General features: G+C 71.9%; 15 protein-coding genes. 10 read left to right on the forward strand and 5 right to left on the reverse strand.

Annotated features, from left to right (window positions below):
- Positions 1-4: 4 nt before the first annotated feature.
- On the reverse strand, positions 5-1,246 hold the full coding sequence (locus ACTMMA_RS12360) for an LOG family protein (protein ID WP_441190439.1): 1,242 nt from the start codon (positions 1,244-1,246) through the stop codon (positions 5-7).
- Positions 1,247-1,352: 106 nt separating this feature from the next.
- On the opposite strand from ACTMMA_RS12360, the gene ACTMMA_RS12365 reads away from it, so the two are divergent.
- From ACTMMA_RS12365 to ACTMMA_RS12405, 9 genes are all read left to right on the forward strand, one after another.
- On the forward strand, positions 1,353-3,269 hold the full coding sequence (locus ACTMMA_RS12365; RefSeq protein WP_441190440.1) for a propionyl-CoA synthetase: 1,917 nt from the start codon (positions 1,353-1,355) through the stop codon (positions 3,267-3,269).
- Positions 3,270-3,427: 158 nt separating this feature from the next.
- Complete coding sequence (locus ACTMMA_RS12370; protein ID WP_441190441.1) at positions 3,428-3,763, forward strand: hypothetical protein; 336 nt, start codon at positions 3,428-3,430, stop codon at positions 3,761-3,763.
- Positions 3,760-5,208 carry a hypothetical protein gene (locus ACTMMA_RS12375; protein WP_441190442.1) on the forward strand — a complete coding sequence of 483 codons (1,449 nt, stop codon included), beginning with the start codon at positions 3,760-3,762 and terminating at the stop codon, positions 5,206-5,208. The genes ACTMMA_RS12370 and ACTMMA_RS12375 overlap by 4 nt, the downstream gene beginning before the upstream one ends.
- Entirely contained in the window at positions 5,205-5,981 is a 777-nt protein-coding gene (locus ACTMMA_RS12380; RefSeq protein WP_441190443.1) for a hypothetical protein, read from the forward strand. The genes ACTMMA_RS12375 and ACTMMA_RS12380 overlap by 4 nt, the downstream gene beginning before the upstream one ends.
- Entirely contained in the window at positions 5,978-7,210 is a 1,233-nt protein-coding gene (dxr, locus tag ACTMMA_RS12385; protein ID WP_441190444.1) for a 1-deoxy-D-xylulose-5-phosphate reductoisomerase, read from the forward strand. The genes ACTMMA_RS12380 and dxr overlap by 4 nt, the downstream gene beginning before the upstream one ends.
- A gap of 7 nt (positions 7,211-7,217) precedes the next feature.
- Positions 7,218-8,537, forward strand: coding sequence for a M50 family metallopeptidase (locus tag ACTMMA_RS12390; RefSeq protein ID WP_441190445.1), 1,320 nt, complete (start codon positions 7,218-7,220; stop codon positions 8,535-8,537).
- A 110-nt stretch (positions 8,538-8,647) separates the two neighbouring features.
- The gene (gene ispG, locus ACTMMA_RS12395; RefSeq protein WP_441190446.1) at positions 8,648-9,820 is read left to right on the forward strand and encodes a flavodoxin-dependent (E)-4-hydroxy-3-methylbut-2-enyl-diphosphate synthase; all 1,173 of its coding nucleotides are present in this window, start codon (positions 8,648-8,650) and stop codon (positions 9,818-9,820) included.
- A gap of 7 nt (positions 9,821-9,827) precedes the next feature.
- Positions 9,828-10,679 carry a GNAT family N-acetyltransferase gene (locus ACTMMA_RS12400; RefSeq protein ID WP_441190447.1) on the forward strand — a complete coding sequence of 284 codons (852 nt, stop codon included), beginning with the start codon at positions 9,828-9,830 and terminating at the stop codon, positions 10,677-10,679.
- 24 nt (positions 10,680-10,703) lie between these two features.
- Positions 10,704-11,414: a nucleoside/nucleotide kinase family protein gene (locus ACTMMA_RS12405; protein ID WP_441190448.1), complete on the forward strand. Its 711-nt coding sequence runs from the start codon at positions 10,704-10,706 to the stop codon at positions 11,412-11,414.
- 3 nt (positions 11,415-11,417) lie between these two features.
- Here ACTMMA_RS12405 and glpK read toward each other — a convergent pair whose 3' ends face one another.
- Complete coding sequence (gene glpK, locus ACTMMA_RS12410) at positions 11,418-13,016, reverse strand: glycerol kinase GlpK (protein WP_441190449.1); 1,599 nt, start codon at positions 13,014-13,016, stop codon at positions 11,418-11,420.
- Entirely contained in the window at positions 13,009-14,775 is a 1,767-nt protein-coding gene (locus tag ACTMMA_RS12415; RefSeq protein ID WP_441190450.1) for a glycerol-3-phosphate dehydrogenase/oxidase, read from the reverse strand. Before ACTMMA_RS12415 ends, glpK begins: the two co-directional genes overlap by 8 nt.
- A gap of 66 nt (positions 14,776-14,841) precedes the next feature.
- On the opposite strand from ACTMMA_RS12415, the gene ACTMMA_RS12420 reads away from it, so the two are divergent.
- Positions 14,842-15,684, forward strand: coding sequence for a GNAT family N-acetyltransferase (locus ACTMMA_RS12420; RefSeq protein ID WP_441190451.1), 843 nt, complete (start codon positions 14,842-14,844; stop codon positions 15,682-15,684).
- A 12-nt stretch (positions 15,685-15,696) separates the two neighbouring features.
- Here the strand turns inward: ACTMMA_RS12420 and ACTMMA_RS12425 are convergent, their stop codons facing one another.
- Both ACTMMA_RS12425 and ACTMMA_RS12430 read right to left on the reverse strand, forming a co-directional pair.
- Positions 15,697-17,748 (reverse strand): prolyl oligopeptidase family serine peptidase, encoded by a 2,052-nt coding sequence (locus ACTMMA_RS12425; RefSeq protein WP_441190452.1) that lies wholly within the window; start codon positions 17,746-17,748, stop codon positions 15,697-15,699.
- A 35-nt stretch (positions 17,749-17,783) separates the two neighbouring features.
- On the reverse strand, positions 17,784-18,785 hold the full coding sequence (locus tag ACTMMA_RS12430) for a DMT family transporter (RefSeq protein WP_441190453.1): 1,002 nt from the start codon (positions 18,783-18,785) through the stop codon (positions 17,784-17,786).
- Positions 18,786-18,807 lie beyond the last annotated feature (22 nt).

Consider the following 18,807-nt stretch of genomic DNA (forward strand, 5'->3'; position numbering starts at 1 on the left):
CGGGTCAGGGGGCGAGGACCTCGGCGGCCTCCTCGACGGTGTCCACCAGGTGCAGCACGCCCGCCATCCGTCGGCCGGCGCCCAGCGCCGTGAGCAGCTGCCAGACCGGCAACCGGTGGGTCCAGTGCTCCACCCCGACCAGGACCAACGGGGGCAGCTCCCGCGTCGGTGTCCCGTCCGCGTCGCGGGCGTCGACCTCGTAGTAGAGACGCGTGGCCATCTGGAAGACCTCCTGGGTGGTCCCCGCCGCACCCGGCAGCACCACGAGGCCGTCGGTCGAGTGGGCCAGCAGGAGGTCCTCGCGCAGCGCGTTGGAGAAGTACTTCGCGATCAGCTGGGCGAAGGCGTTGGGCGGCTCGTGCCCGTAGTACCAGGTCGGGATGCCCAGGCTGCGGAACGGCCGGGGCCCATCGCTGCCGGTCGAGCCGTGGGAGGCCAGGCGGAAGTCGAGCGCCGGGCGGACCCACGCGCCGATGTCGGGCACGAAGTCCGGGACGGTCGCCACGGCACCCAGGGCCTGCTCCAGCTCGTGCTCGTCCTCGGCCCAGGCGCCGAGGTTGGCGGCCTCCATGGCCCCCGGGCCACCGCCGGTCACCACCAGGGCGCCGCTCTCGGCGAGCCGGTGACCCATCAGCGCCGCCGCGGCGAAGGCCTCGGTGCCGCGCAGGAGGGCGTGCCCGCCCATGACGCCGACCACCCTGCGACCCGCCACGGCGTGCGTCAACGCATCGGACATGGCGTCGTCGTGGATGGCCCGCAGCGCCGTCACGTAGGCGTCGTGCCGCAGCGCCGCGTCCTCGAACCAGCGGTAGGCGCGCGCGTCCACGGTCGCCTCGTAGCCCTCGCCGTCGAGCCCGGCGAACAGCTCCTGCGCGGTGTAGAGCCGTCCGCGGTAGGGGTCGATGGGCGCCCGGGGTGCTGGCGGAAAGATGATCGACCCGTGCGCCCGCAGGTGGGCCTCCACCTCGTGGTCGAGGCGGCCACCGAGGACGACGAGGTCGGACAGGTCGTCGCGGGCCAGGAGCAGCTCGCGGTCAAGGGTCAGATCCAGACCCTGGAGCCGAAGACTGTGCAGCGGCTCGGGGGAGTGGAGCACGGAGCGCCAGGTCGCCCGGTCCTCCACCTCACGGTCGGCGACCGGCTCCAAGGAGTCGGGGCGGTGGTAGGCCGGCAGCGAGGCCAGGGGGCCCTGACCCACCGGAGCCGTGAGCAGGCGATCGCTGACGGGTCCGCCGGGATGCTCCATACCGCCAGACCTTAGCGTCGGTCCGCTCGCCGCACCCGAGGAGCCGTTGGCCGCCGACCGGCAGGCCGGCCCACAACGACGTGGCGTAGGGGTGTTGGATGGGGGCATGAGCACCGACGCCCAGCAGGACTACCGCGACACCGTTGCGAGGAGCCTGGCCGACCCCAGCGCGTTCTGGGGCGAGGCGGCCTCCCTCATCGACTGGATCACCCCGCCGACCACCGTGCTGGACGACACGAACCCGCCGTTCTACCGCTGGTTCCCGGGCGGGCGGCTCAACGTCTGCTTCAACGCCCTGGACCGTCACGTGGTCCACGGGCGGGCGGACCAGACCGCCCTCATCTACGACAGCCCGGTGACCGGCACCAAGGCCAGCTACACCTATGCCGAGCTGCTCGACCTGGTCGCGCGCTTCGCCGGCGTGCTGCGCGACCTCGGGGTCACCAAGGGCGACCGGGTGGTCATCTACCTGCCGATGGTCCCCGAGGCCGTCATCGCGATGCTCGCCTGCGCCCGCATCGGGGCGGTCCACTCGGTTGTCTTCGGCGGCTTCGCCCCGGCCGAGCTCGCGGCCCGCATCGAGGACGCCGAGCCCAAGGTCATCGTCTCGGCCTCCTGCGGCATCGAGCCCAGCCGGGTGATCGCCTACAAGCCGATGCTCGACGAGGCGATCGAGCGCTCGGCCCACAAGCCGGACCACTGCGTCATCCTGCAGCGGCCGCAGCTGGAGGCCGAGCTCGGTCCGCGCGACTTCGACTGGGCGCGCCTGATGCACCCGGACGCCGTCGCCCCCGCAGCCTGCGTCCCGGTCGAGGCCACCGACCCGCTCTACGTCCTCTACACCTCCGGGACCACCGGCCGGCCCAAGGGCATCCTTCGGGACAGCGGAGGGTATGCGGTTGCGCTCCGGTGGTCGATGGAGCACCTCTACGGGATCTCACCAGGGGAGACCTGGCTGTGCGGCTCCGACGTCGGCTGGGTCGTGGGCCACTCCTACATCGTCTACGCGCCCCTGCTCACCGGTGCGACGACGATCCTGTTCGAGGGCAAGCCCGTCGGGACCCCGGACGCCGGCGTCTACTGGCGGATGATCGAGGAGTACGGCGTCGCCTCCGTCTTCTCGGCCCCCACCGCCATCCGGGCCATCAAGAAGCAGGACCCCGACGCCGAGCTGACGAAGAACTACGACCTCTCCTCCCTGCGTGCGCTCTTCCTCGCGGGGGAGCGGCTCGACCCCGACACCTGGCAGTGGGCGACCGACCACCTCGGGGTGCCGGTCATCGACAACTGGTGGCAGACCGAGACGGGCTGGCCGATCGCGACCAACCCGGTCGGGACGTCCTTGTTCGACATCAAGCCCGGCAGCCCGACGCTGCCGACCGTGGGTTATGACGTGCGTGTGCTCGACGAGCGCGGCGAGGACCTCCCGGCCGGCACCGAGGGCGCGATCTGCATCAAGCTGCCCCTCCCGCCGGGCACCCTGCCGACGCTGTGGCGCGACGACGACCGCTACGTGTCGAGCTATCTGTCCGCCTTCGACGGCTACTACCTCTCCGGCGACGGCGGCTACATCGACGAGGACGGCTACGTCTTCGTGATGGGCCGCACCGACGACGTGCTCAACGTCGCCGGCCACCGTCTCTCGACCGGGTCGATCGAGGAGGCGCTCGCGGGCCATCCCTCCGTCGCCGAGTGCGCCGTCATCGGTGTCAACGATGCCCTCAAGGGCCAGGTGCCCCGTGCGCTGGTCGTCCTCAAGGCCGGGATCGACCTGGACGAGGAGGGCGAGGCCCAACTGGCCAAGGAGCTCGTGCAGCGCGTCCGCGACGAGGTCGGCGCCGTCGCCTCCCTGCGCCAGGTCGACGTCGTCGACGCCCTGCCCAAGACCCGCTCGGGCAAGATCCTGCGCAAGACCATGCGCCAGATCGCCGACGGCCAGGAGGCCCAGGTGCCCTCCACGATCGAGGACATCTCGGTGCTCGACGAGCTCAACGAGGTGCTGCGAGGGCGTCCCGCGCAGTAGGAGCACACGTCGTCCTCCAGACCGGCGACCCGGTCGCGGTCGTGGGTCGGCGACGGGGTCGTCGCGCTGTGGATAACTTCTGCGGCCAGCTCCCACATCTTCCTAGTCTCGGTGTCATCGCTCGGGTGCCTGCCCGAGCATGACCTGAGGGAGGGCAGATGGGGCACGTCATCGACGTCGACCCGAGCAGGGTGGACCAGCTGGCGCAGCTCCTGGACGGAGTCGCCCGTGACCTGGCGGTGGTCGCGCAGGGGGCGGCCACCGCGTGGCGCAGGGCGGCGGCGGCCGGGGGTGGAGCGGAGCTAAAGGCCGTGGCGGCCGAGGCTGCGGTGCGATGGGGCGGTGACCTCGTCGCCACCTCGGAGCTGACCGAGCAGCTGGGTGCGGCCACGGCGGGGGCGGCACAGGCCTATCGGGAGGTCGAGGAACGCGTCCGGCTCTCCTGGGTGGCCGGCCGGGAGATGATCGGCCGCGACGGGAAGGTGCTGCCATGACCTCGGCGTCCGGACTCGCCGACGGCGTGCACGGCCCCGTCCTCGACGCGGTGCCGGAGGAGCTGCGGTCCGCGGCACGGATGCTCCGGGGGATCGGTGCCGAGGCCTCGGACCTGACGCAGCGTCTTGTCCGCCAGGGGGTGGCGGGTGCCGGATGGACCGGCCTGGCAGCTCTCGAGCAGCAGGCCCGGACCGAGTCTCTCCACGCGCTGCTGGGACTGACCGCCCGCCCGGGCGAGGAGGCTGCGCACCTGCTCGAGCGGGCGGCGCTGGAGATCGAGGACACGGCTGGTCGGGTGCGCCAGCTGGGGCTCCGGCTCGACGAAGCGGTCCTGCTCCGCGGACGACTGCGGGCGGCCGGGCCGCCGGCCGATCCCCTGGAGCTGGAGTCCTGGCGTCTGAGGCTGGAGGAGGTCGAGGATCAGATCGCCTCCACCAGAGCTCTGGTGCAGCAGGCGCACGAGGACTTCGACGCGATGCAGCGTCGGCTGGCCTCAGGACTCTCCGAGACCTGGGACCGGGCCTCGACCGCGATCGGGCAGGCGGTCACGTTGGGAACGTTGGCGATGAAGGCCTTCGGGGTGAAGAAGCAGGCCTTGTTCGCCAGAGCGGCGGTGCCCGGACTCCTGGCCGTTCTCCAGGCGCGTCGGGCAGGGTCGCAGGAGGCTATCCGAGCCGCACGGGCCATCGCAGAGGCGAGGCGGGCCTCCGTCGAGCAGATCATGATGAAGCCCGGCTTCGCAGGACCGGTTCTGGAGCAGGCCGCCAAACTGCCCAGGGTGCCGGCGGCAGAAGAGAGCCTGAAGTTCATCCGCAAAGGTTTCGCCGGCTGGACCGTCGTCGACGGGCTCCGCAGCGCTGCGGACGGCGGCGGCTACGAGGGCTGGCGGGGTGGCGTGACCCGTGTCCTCGGTGGCGCTGCCGCGGCCGGGGCCCCGGTCAGCTTCGTGCCCGTGCCTCCGGTGGCCCTGGCCGGGACGGTGAGCGTGGCCGCCTACAGCGTCTGGATGGCGGGCAACTGGGCCTACGACAACCGGCGGGAGATCGCGCAGGCGGCCAGGGCGGCCGGCCGGCTGGTCCGGTCGGGAGGCGACGCAGTCCTCAGGAAGGCGACCTCGGTCGGCAGCGGGGTGCGGGACTCCCTCGTCGGGGCGAAGAAGGGCGTGCAACGGTGGGCGACACGCCAGGCGGTGCGCGTCGGTGTCGGGACGGTCGGGCTGGTCCGGCGGGCCAGGGAGCGGCTGGGCGGCGTGAAGCTGCCGGACCCCCGTGAGCTGGTCACGCTCGGAGGTCGGGGGCACGAGTTCGGTCCCATCGACATGAAGAAGATCGAACGGGTGCGTCGGATGGTCCTCTTCCCCGAGCTGCCGAGCCTGCCGCGGCTGCCCGTCGAGCTGCCACGGCCCGGCCTGGGCGGTTTCGTGCCGCGCGGGGTGACACCATGACCGCGCTGCTGGTCCTCACCGAGGCCGAGCTGGAGGTGACGGAGGAGGCTCACCTCCGTGGCCTGTCGGAGGAGCCCGTAGCTGCCCGGCCGGACGAGACGCACGGCGACCTGGACTCCGAGGAACACCGCCAGGCCAGGCTGTCCCTGGTCGCCCGCGGGGTCATCGACTCCGACGGACGACTGGTCGAGGAAGGAGACCTCGGGCAGTTCCTGACGGTGGCTCTGGATCACCGGCTGGCGAGCACCACCGTGCTCGTCCTGGACCGGATCATGGGGCTTCCCCAGGACGGCTCGACCGAGGGAGAGCAGGATCAGCACACCGCCCGCGTCCTGCACCTCGCCCCGGGCTCGGCGTGCGTCGAGGACCTCGACCCCGGCGGCCTGCGCTCGCTGGGGCTGGTCAGCGATACCGAGGAGCTGGTCGCTGCCGCCACCACCTTCCTCCTCCCGCCGGACGCGGTGGCCGGCACCGGTGGCGGCGTCGTGGCGACCGGGCAGACCAGCGAGCTCATGGACGCGCTGGGACGGCCCACCGTCCTGGCCGAGCTGAGCCTGCTGGAGCAGGCGCCAGGGGCGACGCGCATCCTCCAGACCCACCTGCTCGCGATCGGCCCGGGCGGCTGCTACCTGGCCACGCGCCCCGTCGACACCGACCCGACCCAGGGCATGGCCTTCCGTCCCGTCGGGCCTGAGTGGGTCGGGGAGTGGGTGCGCGCGGACGTCGAGTCGGTGGCCCGCCGCGGCTGGCCGGAGGGCACAATGACCGGGTGACATCGCGCACCGTGACCCTTCTCGGCTCGACCGGATCGATCGGCACCCAGGCCGTCGACGTCGTCGACGCCAACCCCGACCTGTTCGACGTGGTCGCCATCGCGGCCGGTGGGCGGGACCTGGGCCAGGTGGCGCGGCAGGCCGTCCACCTGAAGGTCGACCAGGTGGCGGTCGCCCGTGAAGGCGCCGAGGTGGCCGCCTCGCTCCGCGAGGCGATCGAGGCCGCCGCGCGTGAGGTGGGGCAGACCGCATACCGTCCGCAGATCCTCACCGGTCCCCAAGCGGCCTCCGTCGTGGCCGGCAACGGCGCCGACGTGGTGCTCAACGGGATCACCGGCAGCATCGGGCTGCGCCCCACGCTGGCGGCGATCGAGGCGGGCAGCACGCTGGCGCTGGCCAACAAGGAGTCGCTGATCGTGGGCGGGCCCATCGTGAAGGGGACCGCCGCGCCGGACCAGATCGTCCCGGTCGACTCCGAGCACAGCGCCATCGCCCAGTGCCTCCGGGGAGGTCGGCGGGACGAGGTGCGGCGCCTGGTCGTGACCGCGAGCGGCGGACCCTTCCGGGGGATGACCCGCGAGCAGCTCCACGACGTCACGCCGCGGCAGGCGCTGGCCCACCCGACCTGGGACATGGGGCTCGTCGTGACCACCAACTCGGCCACCCTGGTCAACAAGGGCCTGGAGGTGATCGAGGCCCACCTGCTCTTCGACGTGCCGTTCGAGGACATCGCGGTCGTCGTCCACCCGCAGTCCGTGGTGCACTCGATGGTCGAGTTCATCGACGGCTCCACGCTCGTCCAGGCCTCGCCGCCCACGATGCACATCCCCATCGCGCTCGGCATGTCCTGGCCCGACCGACTCACCGACGTCGCGCCGGCCTGCGACTGGTCGACCGCGAGCAGCTGGGACTTCTTCCCGCTGGACGAGGAGGCCTTCCCCGCCGTCCGCCTGGCGGTGCAGGTCGGTCGGGAGGGCGGGACCTACCCGGCCGTCTACAACGCAGCCAACGAGATAGCGGTCGAGGCCTTCCACGCCGGCCGGATCAGGTTCACCGGCATCGTGGACCTCGTCGAGCAGGTCGTCCAGGAACACGCGGCGGCGGACGGGAACGCCAGCGCGCCCTCGGCGGTTGAACTCACCGTGGACCGGGTGCTCGCCGCCGACGCCTGGGCCCGAGATGCAGCCCGTGTCCGGATCGACTCCGGCGCCACCAGCAAGGAGCAGTGAAGAGCCGATGATGTACCTCCTGGGGGTCCTCGTCATGGTGGTGGGTATCGCCCTGTCCATCGCCCTGCACGAGGTGGGGCACCTGGTGCCGGCCAAGAAGTTCGGCGTCCGGTGCCCGCAGTACATGGTCGGTTTCGGCCCGACGCTCTGGTCGAGGCGGGTGGGGGAGACCGAGTACGGCATCAAGGCCATCCCGCTGGGCGGCTACGTCCGGATGATCGGGATGTTCCCGCCCCGGCCCGAGGACGGCGAGCGGCTCCGGGCCGCCACCTCCAACCCCTTCCACCAGATGGTCGAGCAGGCTCGCTCGGAGTCGCTGGAGGAGGTCCGCCCGGGGGACGAGGACCGGGTCTTCTACCGGCTCCCGGTCTGGCAGCGCCTGATCGTGATGGCCGGTGGACCGTTGATGAACCTGGCCATCTCAGCCGTCCTCATCACGCTCACGCTGACCATGCACGGCGTCGGTGACGTCAAGCCCGTCGTCTCCTCCGTCGCCCAGTGCGCCGTCGTGGACGAGAGCGCCGACTGCACCGGGCAGCCGGACTCGCCCGCCAAGGCAGCAGGTCTGCAGGTGGGGGACCGCATCGTCTCCGTCGACGGCACGCCCGTCCAGACCTGGACCGAGACGGTCTACGCGATCCAGAACGCCGGCGAGCAGGCCACCTTCGTCGTGGACCGTGAGGGGACCGAGCACAGCCTCGACGCCGATCTGGTGCTGCGCGAGCGTCCGCTGATGAAGGAGGACGGCACCTACCAGCTCGACGACGCCGGTCAGCCGGTGATGGGCGAGGTGGGCTTCCTCGGCGCGACGCCCTCGATCATCTACGAACGGCAGCCGATCTCGGCCGCACCCCCGGTCATCGGTGACGCCTTCGTGCAGACCGGTCGAGTGGTCCTGACCCTCCCGCAGCGCCTCGTCGACATCGCCCAGGCCGCGTTCGGCAGCGCCGAGCGCGACCCCAACGGGCCGATGTCGGTGGTCGGCGTCGGCCGGGTGGCAGGCGAGGTCGCCGAGGGCGGGCTGGGCCTGGCGGCCGACTCGATGACCGAGCGTTTCTGGGTCCTGATCAGCCTCATCGCCTCGCTCAACATGGCGCTGTTCGTGTTCAACCTCATCCCGCTGCTCCCGCTGGACGGCGGTCACATCGCCGGCGCCCTGTGGGAGGGGCTGAAGAAGGGCTGGGCTCGGCTGCGGGGCCTGCCCGCCCCCGGCCCCGTCGACACGGCCAAGGCTCTGCCCCTGGCCTACGGCGTGGCCATCGCCTTCCTGGGCATGACCGCCCTGCTCATCTACGCCGACATCGTCCGGCCGATCTCGCTGGGCTGAGGCCACGCCCGACCGGTCCGCAGGTGGGCGGGGCGCGCGAGCCCGGCACGCACGTACACGCCGGACCCGGTCACAGTCACGACCCAGCCCCGCCTGACACAATGGGGGCCATGACTGCTGGAACCCCCATCTCCCTCGGCATGCCTGCGGCCCCGCCGCCCGTCCTCGCGCCGCGGCGTCCCACCCGCAAGATCCGGGTCGGCAAGGTCGAGGTCGGGGGAGATGCGCCGATCTCGGTGCAGTCGATGACCACCACTCCGACCACCGACATCAACGCCACGCTCCAGCAGATCGCCGAGCTGACCGCGAGCGGTTGCGACATCGTCCGGGTCGCCTGCCCGAGCCAGGACGACGCGGACGCCCTGCCGGCGATCGCCCGCAAGTCCCAGATCCCGGTCATCGCCGACATCCACTTCCAGCCCCGGTACGTCTTCGCCGCCATCGAGGCCGGCTGCGCGGCGGTCCGGGTCAACCCCGGCAACATCCGCAAGTTCGACGACCAGGTCAAGGAGATCGCCCAGGCGGCCAAGGACGCCGGGGTCTCCATCCGGATCGGCGTCAACGCCGGGTCGCTCGACCCGCGCCTGCTCAAGAAGTACGGCAAGGCCACCCCGGAGGCGCTCGTGGAGTCTGCCGTCTGGGAGGCGAGCCTGTTCGAGGAGCACGACTTCCACGACTTCAAGATCTCGGTGAAGCACAACGACCCGGTGGTCATGGTCCGTGCCTACGAGATGCTCTCCGAGCGGGGCGACTGGCCCCTGCACCTCGGCGTGACCGAGGCGGGCCCAGCCTTCCAGGGCACCATCAAGTCCTCCGTCGCCTTCGGTGCGCTGCTGTCCAAGGGCATCGGTGACACCATCCGCGTCTCCCTCTCCGCGCCGCCGGTGGAGGAGGTCAAGGTCGGCAACCAGATCCTGCAGTCCCTCAACCTGCGTCCCCGCAAGCTGGAGATCGTCTCCTGCCCCTCCTGCGGCCGGGCCCAGGTCGACGTCTACACCCTCGCCGACGAGGTCACCGCAGGCCTGGAGGGCCTCGAGGTGCCGCTGCGCGTGGCCGTCATGGGCTGCGTCGTCAACGGTCCCGGCGAGGCTCGCGAGGCCGACCTCGGGGTCGCCTCCGGCAACGGCAAGGGCCAGATCTTCGTCAAGGGTGAGGTCATCAAGACCGTCCCCGAGTCGCAGATCGTGGAGACCCTCATCGAGGAGGCGATGCGGATCGCCGAGCAGATGGAGACGGACGGGGAGTCGGCCGAGGGTGCCTCGCCGACCGTGACCGTCGGCTAGGAGCCGCATGATCCCCGAGACCACCAGCAGCGCCGATGCCCGCCGCTCCACGTGGGACCGAGGGGTGATCGCTGCCCACCTGGTCGACCGTCCGGACATGGCGGTCGACCACCTGGTCCTGCCGCCCGGGGCTGCGCTGAAGACGCACAGCCACAGCCGGACCCGCCAGTTCTTCTACGTGCTCTCCGGTGAGGCGACCTTCGTGCTCGGTCCGCGCACCACGGTGGCCTCGGCCGGGCAGGGTGTGGAGATCCCGCCGCGGCTGCGCCACCAGGTGCGCAACGAGACGCAGGACGACGTCGAGATCCTGCTCTCCTCGGCTCCCCGGCCCGCCAGCTTCCCGCACTCGCAGACCAAGCAGGTCCACCAGCGCGAGCGGGGGCGGGTGGTCGTCGGCTCCTACCTGCGACGCACGCGCCGACCTGAGCTGGGCACGATCGTGGGGATCGAGGAGGCGCTGGACACCAAGCAGTGGATCGGCCGCAACCGGGGTCTGGAGTGGCACACCGAGGTGCTCAAGAACCCGGCCATGGAGCACTGGGTGCTCGTCGACCGGCTGGACCGCATCGTGGCCTTCGGGATCCTCAGCGGGATCGGCAGCCCGACGGTCGAGATCCGCCGCATGGTCGTAGCCCCGGAAGGACGAGGACAGGGGCTGGGACGCCTGCTGCTGAGGCACCTGCTCGAGCACGCCCGCCAGCGCCCTTCCGTCTCCCGGGTCTGGCTCGACGTGGGTCAGGACAACCTGCGGGCCCGCAGCCTCTACCGCAGCTTCGGCTTCGTCGAGAAGCCGGCCCCGGCAGGCGTGACGCTCGAGGACAACGGGCTCTACATGGAGTTCAACGCCGAGGCCCACTGATCCTGGGCACCTACCCTTGACGGTATGTCCTTCCCTCCGACGGGTTTCCTCCCCACCAGGCAGCTGGTCCTCGTCGACCTGCTCTCGCTGATGCTCGCCACCGCTCCCGGGCAGCGCGCGGTCGTGGCCGTCGACGGCCCCGACGGGGTCGGCAAGACTCGCCTGGTGGCCGAGCTCGTGGCGCTCGCCCCGCACGTCGCCGGCCGTCAGGTGCTCTCGGTCGGGATCGACGGTTTTCATCATCCGCGAGCGCGACGCCACGCACGGGGCACGACGGCCCAGACCTTCTACGAGGACTCCTACGACTACGACCGCTTCCGCCAGGAGGTGCTGCACCCCTTCCGGGCAGGACGGGAGATCGTGCCCGCCGTCTGGGACGTCGCCGCCGACCGGGAGGTCCGCCCTGACCCCGTCGAGGTCGAGGACGACGCCCTGCTCATCGTCGAGGGCATCTTCCTGCGGCGACCGGAGCTGGCGAAGGAGTGGGACGCCACCTGCCTGGTCACGGCCCCCGAGTCGGTGACCGTGCCACGCGGCAACGCCCGCTTCCCGCAGCGCGCCGGCGCCGACGACCCCGAGGACCCGCGGAACGCCCGCTACGTCGGCGGGCAGCGGATCTACCGGCTGCAGTCCAGGGTCGCGCCTCCGACCTGGATCGTGGAGCTCAGCGATCTGCAACGTCCCGAGTTGATCGTCCCGGACCCGGACGACCCGCAGTGGTTCGAGCAGGGCTGAGATCTAGTCCTGCTGCTCGACCTCGTCCTGCGCCGCCGAGCGCTCCACGGCCTCGACGTCCTCGTCCACCCACTCGAAGGTGCGGCGGACGGCCTTCTTCCACTGCCGGTAGAGGCGTTCGCGCTCGGCCTCGGCCATCCGCGGGGTCCAGCGCCTCCCCTCGACCCAGTTGTCGACGACGTCCTGCTCGCCCTCCCAGAAACCCACCGCGATGCCGGCCGCGTAGGCGGCGCCGAGCGCGGTCGTCTCGGCCACCTCGGGCCGGACGACGTCGACGCCGAGGATGTCGGCCTGGAACTGCATGAGGGTCTCGTTCTCGACCATGCCGCCGTCGACGCGCAGCTCGGCCAGGTCAACGCCGGAGTCCGCGTCCATGGCGTCGAGGACCTCACGGGTCTGGTAGGCCGTCGCCTCCAGGGCGGCTCGCGCGATGTGGTGCCGGTCCACGAACCGGGTCAGCCCGACGATCGCGCCCCGCGCGTCGTCCTTCCAGTAGGGCGCGAACAGGCCGGAGAAGGCGGGGACGATGTAGCACCCGCCGTTGTCCTCGACCTGGGTGGCCAACTCCTCGATCTGGGCGGCGTCGTCGATGAGGCCGATGTTGTCGCGCAGCCACTGCACCAGCGAGCCCGTCACCGCGATCGACCCCTCCAGCGCGTAGACCGGGTCCTGGCCGCCGAGCTGGTAGCAGACCGTGGTCAGGAGGCCGTTGTCGCTGTGGACGATCTCGTGACCGGTGTTGAGCAGCATGAAGTTGCCGGTGCCGTAGGTGTTCTTCGACATCCCCTTCTCGAAGCAGGCCTGCCCGAAGGTGGCCGCCTGCTGGTCGCCCAGGATGCCGGCGATGGGGACCCCGAGCTTCTGGCTCTCGCCGTAGATCTCGGAGGAGGACCGGATCTGCGGGAGCATGGACAGCGGGATGCCCATCTCGGCCGCGACCGACTCGTCCCAGGCCAGGGTCCGCAGGTCCATGAGCATGGTGCGGGAGGCGTTGGTCACGTCCGTGACGTGGACGCCGCCGTCGGGGCCGCCGGTGAGATTCCACACCAGCCACGTGTCGGTCGTCCCGAAGAGCAGCTCCCCGGCCTCGGCGCGCTCGCGGGCCCCCTCGACGTTGTCGAGGATCCAGCGGATCTTCGGGCCGGAGAAGTAGGTGGCCAGCGGCAGGCCGCAGACCTCCTTGAAGCGGTCCGGCCCTTGGTCGCCGGCCAGCTCGCCCACGAGCTTGTCGGTGCGGGTGTCCTGCCAGACGATCGCGTGGTGGACCGGCTCGCCCGTGGCGCGGTCCCAGACCACGGTGGTCTCGCGCTGGTTGGTGATGCCCACCGCGACCAGGTCCGCCCCGGTCAGGTTGGCCCGGCCCAGGGCCACGCCGATGACCTCGCGGGTGTTGTCCCAGATCTGCACCGGGTCGTGCTCCACCCAGCCGGCCCGGGGGAAGATCTGGTCGTGCTCCTTCTGACCGGTGGCCACGATCCGGCCGTCGTGGTCGAAGACGATCGCGCGCGTGCTCGTGGTGCCCTGGTCCAGGGCCAGGACGTGGGTCCCGGCGCGGGAGCCACCGGGCTGGGTGCCAGAGCCTCCGGGCGTGCGGTCAGCCACGACGCGCCCCGATCTGCGCATCCAGCTCCAGCATCGGGGTGATGCCCGGCGCCTGGGCCCGCGCTGCCGCGGCAGCCTCGTCCGTGCTCTCCTGGGCCGCGGCCAGCTCCGCCTGCGCCGCCCGAGAGTAGTGCTCGATCTCCTCGGCCAGCCGGTCGTCGCCCCAGCCCAACCACTGCTCGGCGATCGCGGCGATCTCGGGCACGGCGTCCAGCCCGCGCCGCGGCGACTCGTAGACCAGACGCGTGCGGCGCATCATGATGTCCTCCAGGTGCAGTGCGCCCTCGCTGATGCACGCGTAGGCGATCTCGGCCCGCAGGTAGGCCGGCTCGTGCTCCAGCGGCCGGGCCAGGGAGGGATCCTCGACGATGAGGTCGACCAGCTCCTCCACCAGGCTGCCGTAGCGGTGCAGCAGGTGGTCGGTCATCTGCTCGGACCAGCCGTAGCGCTCCCGCAGCGCCGGCATCCGCCGCCGCATCGCGGCCTCGCCGACCGCACCGATCAGCGGGATCTGGTCGGTGATCGAGGGCAGCTCGCGCGCCTGCTCCCCGAGCGCGAAGTCGACGGCGTCCTTGGCCATCACCCGGTAGGTGGTCAGCTTGCCGCCGCCGACGATGGTCAGGCCGGGGACCGGGCTGGCGACCGTGTGCTCCCGGCTCACCTTCGCCGAGTCGGTCCCTTTCTTGGTGCCGGGCTGCAGGAGCGGGCGCAGGCCGGCATACCAGCCCACGACGTCCTCACGGGTCAGGTGGGTCGTCAGGACCTCGTTGGCGTGGTCGAGGACGTACTGGATGTCCGTCTCGGTGGCCACCGGGTGCTTGCGGTCCAGCTCCCACGGGGTGTCGGTCGTCCCCAGGATCCAGTAGCGCGACCACGGGATGAAGAAGAGCACCGACTTCTCGGTCTGCAGGAAGAGCCCGCTCTCCCCGCGGATCCGGTCGCGGGGGATGACCAGGTGGATGCCCTTGGACGCCAGCACGTTCAGGCCGCCGTCGGTGTCGGCCAGGTCGGACATCGTGTCGGTCCAGACGCCCGTGCAGCTGATGACCTGGTTGGCCCGCGCCTCGATCTCCTCGCCGTGCTCGAGATCGTTCAGGACCGCCCCCACCACGCGACCCTCCTCGTCCTTGACGATGCGCGTCACCTGGGTGCGGGAAGCTGCATACGCCCCGTAGGTGTGCGCGGTGCGCACCAGCGTGGTGACCAGCCGAGCGTCGTCGACGGTGGCGTCCCAGTACTTCACCGCGCCGATGGCGCTGGTGTCCTTGAGGTCGGGGAACTCTTCGTGCAGCCGGGTGCGCGTGGCGTGCTGGTGGGTCGGCAGGGCACGCCTTCCGGGTATGAGGCTCGCCAGCAGGTCGTAGATCGTCACCCCGGCGCCGTAGTAGGCGCGCTGCCACACCCGGTGCTCCAGCGGGATGAGGAAGGGCATCGGCTTGACCAGGTGGGGCGCCAGCGTGCGCAGCAGCAGCCCCCGCTCGGTCAGCGCCTCCTGCACCAGCTTGAAGTCGAGCATCTGCAGATAACGCAGCCCGCCGTGGACCAGCTTGGTCGAGGCCTGGGACGTGCCCGCCGCCCAGTCCTGCGCCTCCACGACGACGGTCGTGAGGCCGCGCGTGGCCGCGTCCAGGGCGACGCCGGCGCCGGTGACGCCGCCGCCGATGACCAGCACGTCGATCGGCGGTCCCCCCTGCCCGCTCCTGCGCAGCGCGGTCAGCGCCTCGTCGCGGCTGCGCCCGGTCAGTGCTCGTGCCTGCATGCCCCCATTGTCCAACGTGGGCACCCTTCGTTCGACACCGGTGAGCACGTGGGGCAGGCTGTCACCATGCTGCGGAGCCTGGGAGCCGTGCGGGCACTGGGCCTGCAGGACGTCGACGACGCCCTCGAGATCTGCGCCCAGGACCCCGTCACCAACGTGTTCGTGGCCGCCCGGATCATCGAGTCCGGGTTGGCCGGCACGCGGGGGCCGCTCTTCTCCTACGCCGCCGGCGAGGAGCGGGCGCTGTGCTGGTGCGCTGCCAACGTCGTCCCGGTCGAGGCCTCCTCCCGGGCCCTGGCCGCGCTCGCCGCCAAGGTGGTGCGGCGCCGGACCTGGGCCAGCTCGCTCTTCGGGCCGGCCGACCAGGTCCTCGACCTGTGGGGCCGGCTGGCCAAGCACTGGGGCCCGCCCCGGGAGGTGCGCGAGAACCAGCTGGTCATGACCATGACGACCCCGCCCTCCGCCCTGGGCCAGGCGATCGACACCGCGGTGCGACCCGCCCGTCCCGACGAGATCGACCTGGTCGTCCCGGCCGCGGCGGCGATGTTCACCGAGGAGATCGGCTACCCGCCCTTCCAGGGCAGCGGCCTCGCCTACCGGCGCGGCGTCGCCGGGCTGATCGAGCAGGGGCACTCCTTCGTCCGCGTCGAGGACGGCGAGGTGGTCTTCAAGGCCGACCTCGGCTCGGTCGCGCTCGGCGTCGCGCAGATCCAGGGTGTCTGGGTCCATCCCCGGTGGCGGGGCCAGGGCCTGGCGGCACCCGCGATGGCCGCCGTCGTGGAGCAGACCCTGGCCAGGGTGGCCCCGACCGCCACGCTCTACGTCAACGACTTCAACGCACCGGCGATCGCGACCTACCGCCGCGTGGGCTTCGTCCAGACGGGCACCTTCGCGACCGTCCTGCTCTGACCCGGGTGCGCGTCAGGCGCGCCCGAGCCGCTGGTGCAGGAAGCTCCAGGCCAGGGCGTGCCAGGTGGCCCACTGGTCGGCCGTGCTCGCCCCGCCGTGGCCACCCTCGGTGTTCTCCCAGTAGGTGACGTCCCGGCCCAGCTCCTCGAGCCGGGCCGCCATCTTGCGCGCGTGGCCGGGATGCACGCGGTCGTCCCGGGTCGAGGTAGCCAGGTAGACCGGGGGAGTGGGCCGAGAGCCGTCGACCAGCTGGTAGGGCGAGATCGAGGGCAGCCACTCCTGCGCCGCCGGATCCTCGGGGTCGCCGTACTCCGCCACCCAGGACGCCCCCGCCAGCAGCAGGTGGTAGCGCTGCATGTCCAGCAGCGGGACCTGGCAGACGATCGCCCCGAAGTCCTCGGGGTGGTGGGCCAGCATGTTGCCCACGAGGAGGCCGCCGTTGGAGCGACCGGTGCAGCCCAGCCGCTCGACGCTGGTGACCCCGCGCGCCACGAGGTCCCGTGCCACCGCGACGAAGTCGTCGTAGGCCCGGTGCCGCTCCGGGCCGAGCGCGGCCTGGTGCCAGCGGGGGCCGTACTCCCCGCCGCCGCGGATCCCGGCGACCACGTGCACGTGTCCGTGCGCCAGCCAGGACCGCCCGACGATCGGGTCGTAGGCGGGAGTCAGGGCGTGCTCGAAGCCGCCGTAGCCGTGCAGGACCGTGGGGGTCGTGCCGTCCAGGGGCAGGTCGGAGGGGCCGACCTGCCAGTAGGGCACCCGCGTCCCGTCGGCGGAGACCGCGAAGTGCTGGCTGACCTCCAGGCCCTCGGAGGGGAAGCGGGAGGGTGCCGACCGCAGCGGCTCCAGCTCCATCCCGTCCTCGCGCAGGTGCGCCACGGACAGCGCCATCGGCTCCAGGAAGCCCGTCGTCACCAGCCACAGGTCGTCGCTGGTGTCGTCGTCGACCGCGGAGACGCTGACCGTGCGCAGACCCAGGTCCAGGTCGTCGGTCACGTCGGTGGTGGACCACCCCGTCCCGTCCGGGGAGTGCACCTGCACGGAGTGCCGCACGTCCACCAGCGTGGTCGTCACGAGCCGGGTCGCGGTCCAGGTCAGGTCGACCAGGGAGGACCGCTCGTCCGGGGTGAACAGGGCCTGCCAGGCGGCCGTGCCGGCCAGGGCGTCCGCGAGCGGCGCCACCAGGAGCGACCCCGCAGGGTGGGTCTCCCAGTCGTGCCGCAGCCGCAGCGCGACCCAGCCGCCGTGCACCGACGGCTCGGCGCTGTCGGGCACGGGCAGGCGGACCGGCCCCTCCTCGGTGAGCACCAGGACCTCCTCGGTGTAGAAGGTCTTGACCCGGCGGAGGACGGTCTGGTCCCGCTCCTGGTCGTGCTCCACGAACAGCCCCAGGTCGGCCTCGTCGATCGTGTGGACGACCTGCGCGGTCTCCACCGGCGTCCCTCGCTCCCACAGCCGGACGGTGCGGGGATAGCCGGACCGGGTCGCGCCGGTCGGGTCGTCGGCGGTGGTCAGCCACACGTGGTCGCGGTCCCGCCACGACAGCCGGCCCTTGGCCTCGCCCTTGGCGAATCCTTCGGGCTGCGCCACCCACTCCAGCGTCGTCAGGTCCAGCTCGCGGGTGGTCCCGGCGTCGGAGCCTCCCCGGGACAGGTGCACCAGCGCCCGGTCGTGGGTCGGGCGAAGGATGCTCGCGCCCTGCCACACCCAGGGCACACCCTCCTGCTCGCCCAGCGCGTCCAGGTCGACGAGGACCTCCCACTCGGTGCCGTCGCCCTCGCCGGCCGAGGAGGCCCCGGCGCGGTAGGACTCCCAGGTGGTTCTGCGCCATACCCCGCGCGGGTGGTCGGCGTCGGTCCAGAAGCCGTAGAGGTGGTCTCCCACCTGCCCGACGAGGGGTATGCGGTCGCTCGCCTCCAGCGCGGTCCGGATGCCTTCGTGCAGCTCCGGGTAGAGCCCGGTCCGCAGGCTCTCCTCGGCCTCTCGGCTCCGGCGCCCGACCCAGTCCAGGGCGTCGGCGCCCTCCACGTCCTCGAGCCAGAGATGGGGGTCGGTCGTCGCAGTCATGGGCCCTACCTCATCACACGCCCCGAGGAGGCCCTTCAGGTCTGGGGCGGTGCGTCCGCCTGGACCTCCGTGCCGCGCAGCGACACCATGATCCCGGCCGTCATCAGCGCGCAGCCCAGCAGCATGCGCGGGCTCATCGTCTCCTGGAGCAGCAGCCAGCCGCCGAGGGCGCCGAAGACGGCCTCCAGGCTCAGCAGCATCGCGGCGTGCGAGGCCTTGGCGTGGCGTTGGGCGACCACCTGCAGCGTGTAGGCCAACCCGACCGCGAGCAGGCCGCCGTAGAGCACCGCGCCCAGGGCCGGGCCGAGGCCGGCGAAGGGGATCTCCTCGACCACCAGTGCCGCCGCCAGGCTCAGCAGCGCGCAGGAGGCGAACTGCATCGCCGACAGCTGGAGCGCGTCGACGGTCTTGACGAAGTGGTCGATGACCAGGATGTGCGCGGCCCAGAAGAAGGCACCGACCAGGACGAGGAGGTCGCCGGTGGCGATCGTCAGGTCCTCGGTCATGCTCAGCAGGTAGAGGCCCGGCACGGACAGGACCAGGCCGACCCAGACGGCCGCCGTGGCGCGGTGGCCCAGCGCGAGGCCGAGGACCGGCACGAGGACGATGTAGAGGCCGGTGATGAAGCCGGCCTTGCCCGCAGTGGTCGAGGCGATGCCGATCTGCTGGAGGCTCGCGGCGGTGAAGATCACCAGGCCGGTGAGCGCGCCGGGGATCCAGGGCGCCTGGCGGTCGACGGCTCGCGGGGTGACCGCCGGCCCGGCCGGCGGCTCGGGGTAGGCGACGACCGCCCGGCGGCGGACCCGCCCGAACCACCAGATCAGCGGCAGCAGGGACACGGCACCGATGGCGAAGCGCGCGGCGTTGAAGCTCATCGCCCCCATGTGGTCGGCGCCCAGACGCTGGGCCACGAAGCCGAAGCCCCAGATCGCCGCGGTCAGGGCGAGCAGCAGGTTGGCCCGGGTCCGCTGCCCGTCCCGGGCGTGCCGCCCGTCGTGGGCCGCGGTCGTGGGCGCAGGGGGCGGCGCAGGGGTCATGGAGGAAGAGTAGGAGGTGGGG

The sequence above is a fragment of the Ornithinimicrobium panacihumi genome, assembly GCF_052073805.1.
In the GTDB taxonomy this organism is placed as follows: domain Bacteria; phylum Actinomycetota; class Actinomycetes; order Actinomycetales; family Dermatophilaceae; genus Ornithinicoccus; species Ornithinicoccus panacihumi.